14 protein-coding genes are annotated in these 15,590 nt (G+C 65.7%); 5 read left to right on the top strand and 9 right to left on the bottom strand.

Annotated features, from left to right (window positions below):
- Nucleotides 1-68: 68 nt before the first annotated feature.
- Entirely contained in the window at nucleotides 69-884 is an 816-nt protein-coding gene (gene glcC, locus LCW13_RS06175; protein ID WP_153635413.1) for a transcriptional regulator GlcC, read from the bottom strand.
- Nucleotides 885-1,260: 376 nt separating this feature from the next.
- Between glcC and glcD the strand changes: the two genes are divergently transcribed.
- The 4 genes from glcD (at nucleotide 1,261) to LCW13_RS06155 (ending at nucleotide 5,918) form a co-directional block, all read left to right on the top strand.
- A complete protein-coding gene (glcD, locus tag LCW13_RS06170; protein WP_153635412.1) occupies nucleotides 1,261-2,760 on the top strand; it encodes a glycolate oxidase subunit GlcD in 1,500 nt (499 codons plus the stop codon).
- Between the two features lie 117 nt (nucleotides 2,761-2,877).
- Nucleotides 2,878-4,080, top strand: a complete 1,203-nt coding sequence (glcE, locus tag LCW13_RS06165; RefSeq protein WP_153635411.1) for a glycolate oxidase subunit GlcE — start codon at nucleotides 2,878-2,880, stop codon at nucleotides 4,078-4,080.
- 28 nt (nucleotides 4,081-4,108) lie between these two features.
- Nucleotides 4,109-5,431: a glycolate oxidase subunit GlcF gene (glcF, locus tag LCW13_RS06160; protein ID WP_153635410.1), complete on the top strand. Its 1,323-nt coding sequence runs from the start codon at nucleotides 4,109-4,111 to the stop codon at nucleotides 5,429-5,431.
- 79 nt (nucleotides 5,432-5,510) lie between these two features.
- On the top strand, nucleotides 5,511-5,918 hold the full coding sequence (locus LCW13_RS06155; RefSeq protein ID WP_043334532.1) for a GlcG/HbpS family heme-binding protein: 408 nt from the start codon (nucleotides 5,511-5,513) through the stop codon (nucleotides 5,916-5,918).
- Nucleotides 5,919-6,020: 102 nt separating this feature from the next.
- Here LCW13_RS06155 and LCW13_RS06150 read toward each other — a convergent pair whose 3' ends face one another.
- Complete coding sequence (locus tag LCW13_RS06150) at nucleotides 6,021-6,926, bottom strand: LysR family transcriptional regulator (RefSeq protein WP_153635409.1); 906 nt, start codon at nucleotides 6,924-6,926, stop codon at nucleotides 6,021-6,023.
- A 194-nt stretch (nucleotides 6,927-7,120) separates the two neighbouring features.
- On the opposite strand from LCW13_RS06150, the gene mgrA reads away from it, so the two are divergent.
- Nucleotides 7,121-8,149, top strand: coding sequence for an L-glyceraldehyde 3-phosphate reductase (mgrA, locus tag LCW13_RS06145; RefSeq protein ID WP_153635408.1), 1,029 nt, complete (start codon nucleotides 7,121-7,123; stop codon nucleotides 8,147-8,149).
- Between the two features lie 137 nt (nucleotides 8,150-8,286).
- On the opposite strand, the gene xylB is transcribed toward mgrA, so the two are convergent.
- The 7 genes from xylB to LCW13_RS06110 form a co-directional block, all read right to left on the bottom strand.
- The gene (gene xylB / locus LCW13_RS06140) at nucleotides 8,287-9,804 is read right to left on the bottom strand and encodes a xylulokinase (protein WP_225347829.1); all 1,518 of its coding nucleotides are present in this window, start codon (nucleotides 9,802-9,804) and stop codon (nucleotides 8,287-8,289) included.
- Nucleotides 9,805-9,828: 24 nt separating this feature from the next.
- A complete protein-coding gene (locus LCW13_RS06135; RefSeq protein WP_317292826.1) occupies nucleotides 9,829-10,530 on the bottom strand; it encodes a nucleoside/nucleotide kinase family protein in 702 nt (233 codons plus the stop codon).
- A gap of 59 nt (nucleotides 10,531-10,589) precedes the next feature.
- Nucleotides 10,590-11,435, bottom strand: coding sequence for an L-iditol 2-dehydrogenase (locus LCW13_RS06130; RefSeq protein WP_153635406.1), 846 nt, complete (start codon nucleotides 11,433-11,435; stop codon nucleotides 10,590-10,592).
- A gap of 21 nt (nucleotides 11,436-11,456) precedes the next feature.
- A complete protein-coding gene (locus tag LCW13_RS06125; protein WP_225347828.1) occupies nucleotides 11,457-12,167 on the bottom strand; it encodes an HAD family hydrolase in 711 nt (236 codons plus the stop codon).
- A 56-nt stretch (nucleotides 12,168-12,223) separates the two neighbouring features.
- A complete protein-coding gene (locus tag LCW13_RS06120) occupies nucleotides 12,224-13,471 on the bottom strand; it encodes an ABC transporter ATP-binding protein (protein ID WP_153635405.1) in 1,248 nt (415 codons plus the stop codon).
- Nucleotides 13,472-13,692: 221 nt separating this feature from the next.
- The gene (locus tag LCW13_RS06115; RefSeq protein ID WP_043334580.1) at nucleotides 13,693-14,577 is read right to left on the bottom strand and encodes a carbohydrate ABC transporter permease; all 885 of its coding nucleotides are present in this window, start codon (nucleotides 14,575-14,577) and stop codon (nucleotides 13,693-13,695) included.
- 31 nt (nucleotides 14,578-14,608) lie between these two features.
- Nucleotides 14,609-15,496, bottom strand: coding sequence for a carbohydrate ABC transporter permease (locus LCW13_RS06110; RefSeq protein WP_043334545.1), 888 nt, complete (start codon nucleotides 15,494-15,496; stop codon nucleotides 14,609-14,611).
- Nucleotides 15,497-15,590: the final 94 nt, after the last annotated feature.

Genomic DNA, 15,590 nt, shown 5'->3' with positions numbered 1-15,590 from the left:
GCCCACTTTGCCTTGAGTCCGCCCCGCTTGCCAGCCTGCTTGTCCGCCTGAGCCAGAACCCTGACGCGCTACTCGAAGCCTTCCAGCCGCATGGCCGAGCGCACCAGCCGCTCGTCCTCCGCCTCCAGCTCGCGCAGGTTGTCGCGAATGCTGTGCAGATGCTCCAGCGCCGCCTTCTCTGCCGCCTCCGGCTGCTGGTCCATCACCGCGCGGTAGATGGCCGTGTGCTGGGCATTGATCTGGCCGCGGGGAATCGGGCGATGGTAGAGATTGCGCAGCGAGGCGAACACCGAGCTGAGCAGCAGGTCATTGATGCCCTTGAGCGTATGCACCAGCACCGGATTGTGGGACGCCTCACAGATGGCGTGGTGGAAGGCGTGGTCGTGACGCGCCAGCTGCTGGGCATCCGGCAGCGCCTCATCGCCCGGCGCTGAGGACGCGAAGTCGGGCGGATACTCGCGCACGCAGGCCGCCATCGCCTCGTAATGACGCCGGATCAACACTCTATCCGCCGGCGTGCCGCGCTGGGCGGCCAGTCGCGCCGACTGCCCTTCCAGCAAAGCCCGCACTTCCAGCAGGTCATACAGGGTGCGCGGCTGATCTCGAAACAGGTGCATCAGCGGGCTGATATCGCCGCTCGGCAACAGCGCCGCGACGCTCGAGCCCTTGCCATGACGCGTCTCGATGATGCCCTTGCCACGCAACAGCCTGAGCCCTTCGCGCAGCGAGGCCCGCGAGATACCCAGCCGCTCACATAGCCGGCGCTCCGAGGGGATCATCTGCCCGGGCTTGAGCACGCCGTCCAGAATCAATTGCTCCAGACGCGCCGCGGCCTGATCCGCAGCGCGGGGGTCAGCTCCTGACTCGGCGATGGTTCGCAGCATCCTGCCCCTCCCCTTTTGCTCGACCTTTGTGTGCTGGGCCTTGATCAACCCGCTCGTGGCACTTGATCAACCCGCTGGCAGCGCCTGGAGATTTCCGACTGGTCAGACCTGTCGATCGAGTGACGCAAAGCCGCCTGATGGCAGCGGACGTGAGGCCAGTAAAGCGTGGTTTTCCTTGCGCAAACACTAGACGAATGTCTGGTCAGACCACTGATGTGAAGCATGGACAAGGCCGGGGAGGCAGGCCAGATTGTGTGCAGATCAGGTGCGGCGGAATCGACAGGCGACTCGCTCGAACCCCGCACCAGCCGACAGTAACGACAGACAGCAACGACAGAAAGCAGCCGCGCAGACCCCAACCTCCGGGAGGCAGTGCATGAATATCCTCTATGACCCGACGCTGGATGGACCGCTGGCCCAGCACGACAAGGGTCAGGTGCTGGCGCATCTCACCACCCTGCTGCCGGACCTGACGCTGCTGCACCGCGAGGAGGACCTGCACCCCTTCGAATGTGATGGCCTGTCCGCCTATCGCGTCATGCCGATGCTGGTCGCCCTGCCGGAGCGGGTCGAGCAGGTCGCCGCCCTGCTGCGTGAATGTCATGCGCTGGGCGTGCCGGTGGTGACTCGTGGCGCCGGCACCGGGCTATCCGGCGGTGCCTTGCCGCTGGCGCAAGGCGTGCTGCTGGTGATGTCGCGCATGGCACGGATTCTCGAGATCGACCCTGACGCCCGCACCGCACGCCTGCAGCCCGGGGTGCGCAATCTCGCCATTTCCGAGGCCGCCGCGCCCTTCGGGCTCTACTACGCGCCGGACCCCTCCTCGCAGATCGCCTGCTCCATCGGCGGCAACGTGGCCGAGAATGCCGGTGGCGTGCACTGCCTCAAGTACGGCCTGACCGTTCACAACCTGCTCAAGCTCGAGATGCTGACCATCGAAGGCGAGGCGATGACGATCGGCGCCGACAGCCTCGACTCGCCCGGGCTGGACATGCTGGCGCTGATGACCGGCTCCGAAGGCATGCTGGGGGTGGTCACGGAAGTCACGGTGCGCCTGCTGCCCAGGCCCGAGACCGCCAAGGTGCTGATGGCGAGCTTCGCCGATATCGACAAGGCCGGCCGCGCGGTGGGCGACATCATCGCCTGCGGCATCATCCCCGGCGGGCTCGAGATGATGGACAACCTGGCGATCCGCGCCGCCGAGGACTTCATCCACGCGGGCTACCCGGTCGAGGCCGCCGCCATTCTGCTCTGCGAGCTGGACGGCGCCGAGGCCGATGTCGTCGATGACTGCGCGCGAGTCCGTGAGGTGCTGGAGCGCGCCGGCGCCACCGAGATCCGCCAGGCACAGGACGAGGCCGAGCGCGCGCGCTTCTGGGCCGGGCGCAAGAATGCCTTCCCCGCCGTGGGTCGCATGTCGCCGGACTACTACTGCATGGATGGCACCATTCCGCGTCGCGAGCTGCCCGCCGTGCTGAACGGCATCGCGGAGCTCTCGCGCCAATCGGGGCTCGCGGTGGCCAATGTCTTCCATGCCGGTGACGGCAACATGCACCCGCTGATCCTGTTCGATGCCAACCAGCCCGGCGAGCTGGAACTGGCCGAGGAGGTCGGCGGCAAGATTCTCGAACTGTGCGTGGCCGCCGGCGGCAGCATCACCGGCGAACATGGCGTGGGCCGCGAGAAGATCAATCAGATGTGTGCCCAGTTCAACCACGAGGAGATCAGCGTCTTCCATGCCGTGAAGGCCGCCTTCGACCCCGCTGGCCTGCTCAACCCCGGCAAGAACATCCCGACGCTGGCGCGCTGCGCCGAATTCGGTGCCATGCACGTGCATGACAACCAGTTGCCGCACCCCGATCTGCCGCGTTTCTAGACAGACGCCGCGTGGCTGGACGGTTTCTCTGTCATGGACAGCTCTCGAATCCGCTGCCGCCTGACCTTTCGCTACCTGACGTTCACCACTTCATCGCCACTTTAATAGAGACATGCCATGCCAGAGCCAGATGATTCGCTCCAGGATCAGGTGCCAAGCCATGCCGAGTGCGCTACGCCTGCCGCCAGCCAGCCCCCGCAGCAGCAGGATGCCAGCGAGGCACTCCGCGCACAGGTCCGCGCCGCCCATGAGGCGAGACGCCCGTTGCGCATCGCCGGCAGTGGCAGCAAGGCCTTTCTAGGCCGTGAAGTGGCCGCCGAGGAAGTGCTCGACATGCGCGCGCATCATGGCATCACCCACTACGACCCGGTGGAGCTGATGGTCTCGGTGCGCGCCGGCACCCCGCTGGCGACGCTGGAGGCCGTGCTCGCCGAGCAAGGTCAGCACCTGAGCTGCGAGCCACCCCACTTCGGGCCCGCGGCGACCGTCGGCGGCACTCTCGCCTCGGGGCTCAGCGGCCCACGCCGCCCCTGGAGCGGCAGCCTGCGCGACCTGGTGCTGGGCACGCGCATCATCAGCGCCGACGGCAAGGCGCTGCGTTTCGGTGGTGAAGTGATGAAGAACGTGGCGGGCTATGACCTGTCGCGCCTGATGTGCGGCGCCCAGGGCACGCTGGGCGTGATCAGTGAAGTCTCGCTCAAGGTGATGCCGCGCCCGGTGGCAAGCGAATCGCTGTGTCTGGAAATCAGCCTCGCCGAGGCGCTGTCTCACCTGAATGCTTGGGGCCGCACGCCGCTGCCGATCACGGCGACCAGCTGGCATGACGGCCGCCTCACCCTGCGTCTGGAAGGAGGCGAGCGGTCGGTCCAGGCCGGGTGCGAGCAGCTGGGCGGCGAGGCCCTGACGGCGGATCAGGCGACGGCGCACTGGACTGAGCTGCGTGAGCAGCGCCTGCCCTTCTTCAGCGCGCGCGCACCGCATCAGGCACTGTGGCGACTGTCGCTGCCGTTGGCGCTGGACCACCTCGAGTGGCAAGCCGCCGTCAGCGAACTGCTGGGCCCTGTGGGGGATGCCGACCTGCTGTGTGACTGGGCGGGTGCACAGCGCTGGCTTGCAAGCGATGCCCCGGCCCAGCGCATCCGCGCGCTGGCCAGTCGGCTGGGCGGCCATGCCATCTGCTATACCCCGGGCACCGTCGCCGCCGAGGACAGCCCGCTGATGCCGCTGGCCGCCCCCAATGCCCGCTATCACCTTCAGCTCAAGCAGCAGCTGGACCCCCACGGCATCCTCAATCCCGGTCGCCTGTATGCCGAGATGTGACTCACGCCACGACAGGAGACGCACCTGAATGCAGACCCACTTCAGTGACGCCGCGCTTGCCAGACCGCATATCCAGCGGGCCGACAAGGTCCTGCGCAGCTGCGTGCATTGCGGCTTCTGCAATGCCACCTGCCCCACCTATCAGCTGCTGGGCGATGAGCGCGACGGGCCGCGCGGGCGCATCTATCTGATCAAGCAGCTGCTGGAGAGCGACCCCGAGAGCCAGGACTCAAGCACCCGCCAGCAGGCCAGCGAGATCACCCGCGAGACCCAGCGGCATCTGGATCGCTGCCTGAGCTGTCGCAGCTGCGAGACCACCTGCCCGTCGGGCGTGCAATATCACACCCTGCTCGATATCGGGCGTCAGGAACTGGAGCGTCGCGTCGGCCGCCCGTGGCGAGAGCGCCTGCTGCGCAGTGGCCTGCGCCATGCGCTGGTCGAACCCGCGCGCTTCAAGGCCTTGCTGGCACTTGGCGTGCGCTTTCGCCCCCTCGCGCCTGGCGCGCTGGCCGACAAGATCCCGCTGGCCCGCGAGCGCGACCGTCAAGCCGAGCACCCAGCTGCGCCCGTCACCGCGACGCCTTCTGATCAGTTGCTGTCTCGCCAGGTGCTGATGCTGGAGGGCTGCGTGCAACCGGGCCTGGCCCCCAACATCAATGCCGCCACCGCCCGCGTGCTGGCGCGCTTCGGCATCGGCGTCACGCCGATCCACGAGGCCGGCTGCTGCGGTGCCATCGACTATCACCTCAACGCCCAGCAGGCCGGTCGCGCGCGCATGCGTGCCAACATCGATGCCTGGTGGCCGGCCATCGAGGCCGGTGCGGAAGCGATCGTGCAGACCGCCAGTGGCTGCGGGGCCTTCGTCAAGGAATATGGCGAGATGCTGGCCGATGACCCGGACTATGCTGAGCGCGCCGCACGCGTAAGCGCCCTGGCCCGCGATATCGTCGAGGTACTCGGCGAGGAGATCGCCCGCGATGATCGAAAGAGTCTCGCGGCCGCGCCCGACCAACAGCCGCTGGCCTTCCATTGTCCCTGCACCCTGCAACATGCCCAGGGACTGGGCGGCGAGGTGGAGAAGATCCTGTCGCAACTGGGCTTTACACTGGCGCCTGTCATGGAGGGCCATCTGTGCTGCGGGTCCGCCGGCACCTACTCGATCACGCAACCGGAGTTGTCACGCCAGCTGCGAGACCGCAAGCTTGAGGCGCTGGAGGCCAACGGGCCTGCGCGCATCGCCACCGCCAACATCGGCTGTCAGACGCATCTCTCGAGCGCCGGACGCACGCCGGTGAGTCACTGGATCGAACTGGTGGATGACGCCCTGCCCGAGACGCTCCCGCAGAAATGAAGCGTCACTATCTGTTTCAGTATCTGTTTCACTATCTGTTTCACTATCTCTTTCACCTCACCACTGCCAAGGAAGCCCGATGATCACTCGCCACGTACTGACCCTCGCTGACGTCAATCAGATGCTGGACGCCGCCCAGAAGGAAGCCGAGGCCAATGGCTGGGCCGTCTCCATCGCCGTTGCCGACGATGGCGGCCACCCGCTGGGTCTGCGTCGCCTCGACGACACCCCGGCGATGACCGGCTACTTCGCCCAGGAGAAGGCCAAGAGCGCCGCCCTGGGTCGCCGCGAGACCCAGCTGTTCGAGGACTCCATCAACGGCGGACGCACCGCCTTCCTGTCAGCGCCGCAACTTGAAGGCATGCTGGGCGGCGGCGTGCCGGTGATGGTCGAAGGCCAGATCGCCGGCAGCATCGGCGTGTCCGGCGTCAAGCCGGAGCAGGATGCCCAGATCGCCAAGGCCGGGGTCGCCGCGCTGGGCCTCTGAGGCCCCGCCAGCCTGGATAAAGAGGCAAATAAAAAGACCGCCGCGTCCATCAGGGCACGGCGGTCTTTTTGCATACGCCACTCTTGCGTCTGTGTCTTTCGTTCACGCACCGCGAGGCGGCATGGCGGCTTCCACCGCCGCCATGAAGGCGCGCAGCTTGCCCGACTGCGGCAGGCGCTGGGGATAGAGCATGTAGATGCTGTTGGGCTCGCCCTCCTCGTGCGCCAGCAGACGCACCAGACGGCCCTCGGCCAGCTCACGGTCGACCAGGTAATGGGCGACCCGAATGATGCCGGCATGACCCAGCGCCTGCTGCTTGAGCAGGCGGTGATCATTGATGGCCAATCCCCCCGCGAGACTGACTTCACCACTGGCCAGCGGCCAGCCGGACTGCCCCGACCAGACGTGGCAGCGATGATCACCAAGTGCCGCGGCCGTGTGCGGCGTGCCATGCGCGGCAAGGTACTCGGGCGACGCGCAGCAGCAGTGGACGTAATCGAGCAGGCGACGCGCGATCATGTTGTCCGGTGGCGTGCGCGTGGCGCGAAATGCCACATCAAATGGCTCGCGGGTCAGGTCATGACTCTCGTAACTGACGTCCAGACGCAGCTCGACCGCCGGATGGCGCGCCTGGAAGGCATTGCAGACCTCGATCAGATAACGCTCGGCGAACAGTACCGGCGCCGTGATGCGCAACACCCCGCTGTAGCCCTGACGCTCCGACTCACTCGTCTGCTTCAGGTCGTGTTCAAGCTCGCGCTCCAGTGCCAGCAGTTCGCCATGTACCGACTGCATGCGCTGGCGAATGCGCTCGCCCTCCTCGGTGAGGCGTACCGCCCGTGTGGTGCGGATCAGCAAGGGCGCTCCGATGTCCTGCTCCAGCCGCCGCACCTGCTCGGAAAGATGAGCACGCGACACGCCCAGCGCCTTGGCCGCCCGGGTGAAGCTGAGGGTTTCCGCCACCTGAGCGAACAACATCAGTCGCTCCACCTGCTTGTGATGCCGCATCCTGCCTGCTCCTCACGCCAGCCATCCGGGATTTCAGTGAACGAGACTGCCACAGCATTGTACGTTCTGGCGAACAATCTATTCGTTCGCATGTGCTTATCAGACCTGCAGACGCGACCTAGACTGAAGGCGTCATTCGATGTCACCTCATCCCTGTGAGACATCGACGCCTCCACTCGTGAAAGGACTCCGCCATGCGCTATACCCCGGCTGAAGATCGCTACGAACGCATGCACTACCAGCGCTGCGGCAAGAGCGGCCTCAAACTGCCCCGCCTGTCACTGGGGCTCTGGCACAACTTCGGCAACAACGCCCACGAAGACAATGCGCGCGCCATCTGCCAGACCGCCTTCGATCTGGGCATCACCCACTTCGACCTGGCCAACAATTACGGGCCGCCGCCGGGCAGCGCCGAGGAAATGTTCGGTCGCATGCTCAAGCGCGACTTCGCCGGCTACCGCGATGAGATGGTGATTTCCACCAAGGCGGGCTATCACATGTGGCCTGGCCCCTACGGCGAATGGGGCAGCCGCAAGTACCTGCTCTCGAGCCTGGATCAGAGCCTCAAGCGCATGGACCTCGATTACGTCGACATCTTCTATTCACACCGCTTCGATCCGGACACGCCGCTGGAAGAGACGATGGGCGCGCTTGACAGTGCCGTGCGCTCCGGCAAGGCGCTCTATGCAGGCATCTCCTCCTACAATGCCCAACGCACCCGCGAAGCCGCCGCCATCCTGCGCGAACTGGGCACGCCGTGCATCATCCATCAGCCCAGCTATTCGATGATCAATCGCTGGATCGAGGAAGACGGCCTGCTCGACACCCTCGATGACGAGGGCATCGGCTCCATCGTGTTCTCGCCGCTGGCCCAGGGCGTGCTGACCAACAAGTATCTGGGCGGCGTGCCACAGGATAGCCGTCTGGCACGCGGCGGAGCGATCAAGGAAGATCACCTCACCGAGGACAATCTGGAGCGGGTGCGCGCCCTCAACGCCATCGCCGAGCGCCGTGGCCAGTCGCTGGCCCAGATGGCCCTCGCCTGGGCGCTGCGTGGCAACCGCGTCACCACCGCACTGATCGGCGCCAGCCGTCCGGAACAGGTCAGCGATTGCGTCAAGGCACTGGATCATCTCGACTTCACCCAGGCCGAGCTCGACGAGATCGACCGCTACGCCATCGATAGCGGCGTCAATCTATGGGCGCGCTCGTCCAATGCCTGAGCTCGTGCCTGAGCCGCGACTGATACAATGAAGCGCGTGAAACACATCGCCCCCGTCGAGTCTCACTCGGCGGGGGCGATGTGTTTGGCGTGACGTGCTGATGTATTGAGTTCAGCCGCCGTGCTCTGACAACGTGCTCAGCCGCCGGCGGTAATGCCGTGCTCGCTGGCGAGCAGCGCGCGGTAATCGGCGTAGCCCTTGCGGTAGGCGGCCACTCCTTCGGCCTGGGGCTGGGCGAGTGTCGCGTGATCCAGCGCGACCAGCCGCTCACAGAGTTGCTCAAGCGTCTCGCTATGGCGACCCTGTCCTTCATCGCCTGACTGTCCCAGACACCAGCCCGCCTGAATCGCGGCGCCCAGGGCGGCGGCCTCGGTCACCTGCGGGCAGACCACCTCGAGGCCGAGAATGTCCGCCAGCATCTGACGCCACAGCGGACTTTTGGCGCCACCGCCCACCAGGCGGATCTGGCGCGCCTCACTGCCCAGCGGCCCCATGCACTCCAGTGCGTAACGCAGGCCGTAACTTGCGCCTTCCATGGTCGCGCGACACAGGTTGGCCGGGGTGGCATTGCGGCTGTCCAGCCCATGGAAACTGGCCTGGGCACGCGGCAGCATCGGCACACGCTCACCATTGAAGAACGGCAGCACCCGCACGCCCTCGGCTCCGCGCGGGGCGCTTGCCACCTGGGCTGAGAAGGTGGCGATGTCGAAGCCGAACATCTCGCGTACCCGCGTGGTGGCCGAGGTCACATTCATGGTGCACACCAGCGGCAGCCAGCCACCATCGCTGGCGCTGAAACTGGCCACCTGAGGGTCGCAGTCGGCCGGATAGTCCGCCGACCAGGCGCATACCGTGCCGGAGGTGCCCATGCTGAGCGTCACCCGCCCCGGCGCGATGTTGCCGGTGCCGATGGCGCTCATCATGTTGTCGCCGCCGCCGCTGGAGACGATGACGTCGTCACGCAGCCCGAAGCGCGCGGCGATCTCGGGGCGAATGCTCCCGGCCGGCTGATGGGATTCTATCAATCGGGGCAGCACGCGCCGGGCATCAAGCTCCGGGGCGATCTGCGCGAAGACATCCAGATGCCAGCAGCGCCGCCGGGTATCGAAATAGCCGGTGCCCGAGGCATCGCCGTATTCGGAGACGCGCTCGCCGGTCAGCCAGAAGTTGAGATAGTCATGCGGCAGCAGGATGCTGGCGATGCGCTGATAGCGCTCGGGATGCCGCTCACGCAGCCAGGCAAGCTTGGAGGCGGTGTAGCCGGTCTGCAGCACCAGACCGAGCGTCTCCAGACAGCCCGCCTCACCTCCCAGCGCCGCGATCAGTGCGGCATTGTGCTCGCTGGTCTCGGTGTCACACCACAGCTTGGCCGGATGGAGCGGCACACCGGCCTCATCCAGCACCACCATGCCATGCTGCTGACCGGACACTCCGATCGCCGTGATGCGCTGCGGGTCCAGCCGCGAGGCGGCCAGTGCATCAGCGAAGGCGCCCTCAAGCGCCGCCACCCAGTCCTGCGGATCCTGCTCGCGGCGTCCGTTGGCACCTTCCTGCAGCGCATGACTGCGCTGGCCCTGGGCCACGATGCTGCCGCAGGCCGGATCGACGATCACCACCTTGGTACTCTGAGTCCCACAATCAACACCTACCCACATGGGGCTCTCCCTGCCATCCGTCATTCAGCTGTCTTCCCCATCGGGGCCGATGGGGGCATTCGCAAGGCGCCAACGCCAGTCGGCGTTGAGCGAGTCCTGCTTGATCAGGTGCGCGTTGAGCATGTCCTTGTGATGGGTGCGCTCGTGGGCACCGCGGGCATCCTGGCCCATCTCGCGCCAGCGATGCAACAGACGCGGCACCAGCACCTCATCCTCGATATCCAGAAAGATGCTGATGTCGAACAAGCCGAGCAGCGCGTCCCAGGGCGCGTGGCGCAGCAGCAGATAGTTGCCCTCGACCAGCACGATGCGATGGTGAGTCCCGACCACGCGGCCGCCGGCACGTGCCAGGTCCAGCGGGCGATCGAAGACCGGCACGGCGACCGGGCCATCATCGGCGCGCACCCTGACGAGATCATGATAGAGCCCGCGCGCATCGAAGGTCTCCGGTGCGCCCTTGACGTAGAGCAGGCCCTGCGGCGCCAGCACGGCGTTGTCGTAGTGATAGCCATCCATCGGCACCACCACGGCGATGCCGGGTTCCAGCGCATTGAGGGTCTCGCACAGGGATTCCGACAACGTCGACTTGCCCGCCGCCGGCGGGCCGGCGAGGGCCACGATGGTACGTGTGCGCTGACTGGAGGCGTGTTCCGCCAGCACACGGCTTGCCATGTCGTCCAACGAGGGCGACATGTGGGCCAGGCGAGAATCGGGTAAAGATGTCACGTGACTACCTCATTAATGGATGCGCACCCTTGCAGCGGGACGGAAGGTGTCTCTCATCCTTAGCTCATCCAGTTGCCACCGTCGACATTGAGTGTCTGGGCGACGACGAAATCGCTGTCTTCACAGGCCAGAAATACCGCGGCGCCGGCGTGGTCATCCGGCAGCCCCATGCGTCCATAGGGTACCGCCTCACCGACCAGACGTTTCTTCTCGCCCAGCGGGCGCTGTTCATGATGGGCGAACAGCGCATCGACCTGATCCCACATCGGCGTGTCGACCACGCCCGGCGCGATGCCATTGACATTGATGCCATGACGGATGAGATCAAGCCCGCAGGACTGGGTCAGGCTGATCACGGCGGCCTTGGAGGCACAATAGGCGCTGACCAGCGCCTCGCCGCGTCGTCCGGCCTGCGAGGCCATGTTGATGATCTTGCCGCCCTGCCCGCGCTCGACCATCGTTCTGGCCACCGCCTGCAGGGTGAAGAACAGGCCTTCGACATTGACCGCCAGCTGGTGGCGCAGCATGCCCTCGCTGACCTCCAGCACCGGCGCCATGGCGAAGACGGCGGCATTGTTGACCAGGATATCGATCGGCCCCAATTGTGCCTGCACGCATTCCAGCATGCTCTGACGCGAGACGCTCGACGTCACGTCCAGCGTCACCGCCAGGACGCGTGCCTGCGGCCCGGCCTGCTCGCGCAGCTGCTGGGCGGCACGCTCCGCCGCCTCGCCGTTGATGTCCGCCAGCGCCACATAGGCGCCTTCGGCGACATAGCGGGTGGCGATGGCCAGGCCGATACCGCCCGCAGCACCGGTGACCACCGCCACCTTGCCGGCGAGCCGGGCGCTGCGTGGCGAGGTCAGCGGCTCACTATTATTGGCCGACTCGGATAGCGTCTGCATGTTGTCACCCCCTGACGGTGCTCATGTGGCGCTCAGGTCGCTGGCCTGACCGATACGCAGCTGACTGATCAGACCACTGACCTCCTCCATGCTGGCACGGCTCTGCCAGGCACCCGCCTCCAACTGATGCTGGGCGTGGCCCGGCGGAATATGCCCGGCGCCGGTAAAGCCGATCACGCGCAGACCGGCCGCGACCGCCGCGCTGACGCCAGCGAGGCTATCCTCGATCACCACGCACTCCAGGGCATCGCGCCCCAGCTGACGCAGCGCCAGCTGATAGACGTCCGGCGCGGGCTTGGGGCGCGCGACTTGCTCGGCCGTGAAGAGCGGCACCGAGCCCAGCCAGCGATCCAGACCGGTGGCGGCCAGCGAGGCACGCACCCGCCGCTCGGCACTATTGGAGACGATCGCCACGGCCACGCCATTCGCCAACAGCCCGCCAAGCAGTTCCGCCATGCCGCTGATGGGCGCAAGTTCCTTTGCCAGACGTGACTCGATGGCGTGGTCGATGCGCTCCATCGCCTGCGGCGGCAGGGTGTGAGCGCTCATGGCCTCCAGATGGCCCAGGATGGCCTCGGTGGTCATGCCCAGCGCCGCGCGCAGCTCGGCCTCGGTGTCGAGATCCGGCAGCCACTCACCCAGCTGACGCGACAGCTCCTCCTCGGCCAGCACTTCGCTGTCCACCAGCACGCCGTCACAATCGAAGATCACCTGCTGCAAGGGTGTACTCATCTCATCATCCTCTCTGGCTTCCCGATTCGCGGCTTCCCGATTCGCGGCTGCGCGGTTCATGCGCGGGCTTCCTGTGCGGCGCTGGCGCTGGACAGGGAATTGTCCTGACGCGTCAGGCTGGTCAGCGGGTGACGGTTGAGATTCTGCAGCGCCAACCCTTCACGGGTGAAGAGGTGCGCACGCTCGGTATCGAAGCCGTAGCGGATGCTGTCACCCACGCGGCTGTTGACGTCTCCATCCGCCATCAGGATCCAGCCGCTGTCTGACTGCTCGTCGGACTTGAGGCCGCCGATCGGCGCATCGCCGGAACCATCCGGAGTCGCCAGGTACAGAGAGGTCACCCCGCCCAGACGCTCGATGACCTGAACCTGGCCGCTGAACGGGCCTTGCGCGTCCAGCATCAGGTGCTCGGGGCGCACGCCCAGCGTCAGGCTGTCGCCGACGATGACCGAGGCGCCATCTTCGGTCTGGCTCACCACCGGAATCAGGCGCTCGCTGCCGTCGGGCAGGCGCACCGTGACGCCCTCGCCGGCCACGCCAGTGACGGTGATGTCGAGAAAGTTCATCTTCGGCGAGCCGATGAAACCGGCCACGAAGCGGTTGCGCGGGTGATGGTAGAGCTCCATCGGCGAGCCGACCTGCTCGACCACGCCGCCCTGCAGCACGACGATCTTGTCGGCCATGGTCATGGCTTCGACCTGGTCGTGGGTCACGTAGATCATGGTCGCCTTGAGCTCGGCATGCAGGCGCGCCAGCTCGATGCGCATCTGCACCCGCAGCGCGGCGTCCAGGTTGGAGAGCGGCTCATCGAACAGGAAGATGCTCGGGTTGCGCACGATGGCGCGACCGATGGCGACACGCTGACGCTGACCACCGGACAGAGCCTTGGGCTTGCGGTCCAGCAACGGCCCGAGCTGCAGCACCTCGGCGGCGGCGTTGACCTTCTCGGCGCGCTCTTCCTTGGAGACGCCGGCGAGCTTGAGGCTGAAGCCCATGTTCTCGCCCACCGTCATGTGCGGATAGAGCGCGTAGCTCTGGAACACCATCGCCAGGCCGCGCTCGGCCGGGCCGATATCGTTCATGCGCTTGCCATCGATCAGGATGTCACCGGAGGTCGCGTTCTCGAGACCGGCGATCATGCGCATCAGCGTGGACTTGCCGCAACCGGACGGGCCGACGAAGACCACGAATTCCTGGTCCTTCACTTCCAGATCGACTCCCTTGATGACCTGGGTGGTGGAGGCGCTGGCGCCGCTGCCGGAGGTGAATTCCTTGACGATGTTCTTGAGCGTGAGTGTGGACATGGGAAGTTTCCTTATCCGCACCTGCCCGAGGGCAGGTGATGGCAAATTTGGGTGGCATGGCAAGGGTGCAACATGCGTGTGGCTCTCGGCCGCCTGCGCTGATCTGCTCTCAGTCAATGCTCATCTGGCAATGTTCATCAGCCAATGTGGCGCAGGCGGCGTACCTCTCTGTAGCTTATGCGTCTTGCGTGTGCGTCTTGCGTGTCTCTGGCTGGCGCGGATTACTTGACGGCGCCGAAGGTCAGGCCGCGTACCATCTGCTTCTGGGTCATCCAGCCGAAGATCAGGATCGGCGCGATGGCGAGCGTGGAAGCCGCGGACAGCTTGGCCCAGAACAGCCCCTCAGGACTGGAGAAGGACGCGATGTAGGCGGTCAGCGGTGCGGCGTTGGAGGTGGTCAGGTTCAGGCTCCAGAACGCCTCGTTCCAGCTCAGGATCACGCACAGCAGACCGGTGGAAGCGATGCCCGGCAGAGTCAGCGGCAGCAGCAGGTGGAAGATCTCCTGCAGGGTGCTGGCACCATCCATGCGACCGGCTTCGAGGATGTCCTTGGGAATGTCCTTGAAGAAGGTGTAGAGCATCCAGACCACGATCGGCAGGTTCATCAGCATGTAGATGATGATCAGGCCGGTACGGCTATCCAGCAGGCCCAGATCGCGGAAGATCAGGTAGACCGGCAGCAGCACGCCCACGGACGGCAGCATCTTGGTCGACAGCATCCACAGCAGTGTCCCCTGGGTACGCTTGGTGGGCAGGAAGGCCATCGAGTAGGCGGACGGAATCGCGATCAGCAGTGCCAGCAGCGTTGCCCCGAGCGAGATCACCACACTGTTGAGGGCGTACTTGAAGTAGTCCGCACGTGCCTGGATCTCGATATAGCCCTCGACGCTGGGCGTGAAGAACAGGCTCGGCGGCGTGGCGATCGCCTCGGCCTCGGTCTTGAAGCTGGTGAGGATCATCCAGAAGATCGGGAAGAACATCACCAGCGCGATGGTCCAGGCCACCAGGGTCAGGACAAGCTTCTTGTTGATCACGCTGCGGCGCGCGCGACTGGCGCTGACGGCAGCGCTGGCGGCGGCCACGGAATTGGAAGTTGAAGTCGACATCATTGAGTCTCCCTGTGCTGAGCGCTTGTCATCAGTTCTCGAGATTCTTGGCGACGGTACGCACCAGGAAGAAGGCCACGATATTGGCCAGGATGATGGCGATCACGCCACCGGCGGAGGCACCACCCACATCGAAGTCCAGCAGGGCGCGGATGTAGATCAGGTACGCCAGGTTGGTCGAGGCAAGCCCCGGACCACCGGAGGTGGTAACGAAGATCTCGGCGAAGATGGTCAGCAGGAAGATCATCTCGATCATCACCACGACGCTGATGGCACGTTTGAGATGCGGCAGGGTGATGTAGAAGAAGATCGCCACCGGCCCTGCCCCGTCCATGCGCGCCGCCTCGACCTGGTCGTCATCGAGTGACTGGATGGCGGTCAGCAGGATCAACACCGCGAACGGCAGCCACTGCCAGGTGACGATGATCACGATGGAGGTCAGCGGCAGGCTGGCGAACCAGTCGATGGCCGGCAGACCGAACAGCCCGGCGACCCAGGCCAGAATGCCGTTGACCGGGTGCATCATCATGTTCTTCCACACCAGGGCACTCACGGTGGGCATGATGAAGAACGGTGCGATCACGAACAGACGCGCGACGCCGCGGCCGAAGAATTCCTGCTGCAGCAATACCGCCAGCAGCGTGCCGCCGACCACGGTGGCGACCAGCACCCAGCCCACCAGCAGCAAGGTGTTGCCCATGGCGGTCCACAGGGACGGGTCGGTCAGCAGGTAGTAATAGTTGTCGACGCCGGCAAAGCCGGACACCGACGGCATCATCAGGTTGTAACGCTGGAAGGAGAACCACAGGGTCATGACCAGTGGTACCAGCATCCACATCAACAACAGGCTTACGGCTGGGGCTTGCAGCGACAGGGTTCGCAATCCCCCGACGGTGCGTCCGGATGCTCTCGTGCGCATGGTGAGTCCTTCGATACGGTGAGGAAGTCCGGCAATGCGGTGGGCTTCAGGCCGAGGCTCCCCGTGCCACGCCGCGAGGGCGTTGCAGGAGTCT

It is taken from the genome of Cobetia amphilecti (assembly GCF_020217465.1).
GTDB lineage: Bacteria > Pseudomonadota > Gammaproteobacteria > Pseudomonadales > Halomonadaceae > Cobetia > Cobetia amphilecti.
This window is presented reverse-complemented; position numbering and strand designations above follow the sequence as displayed.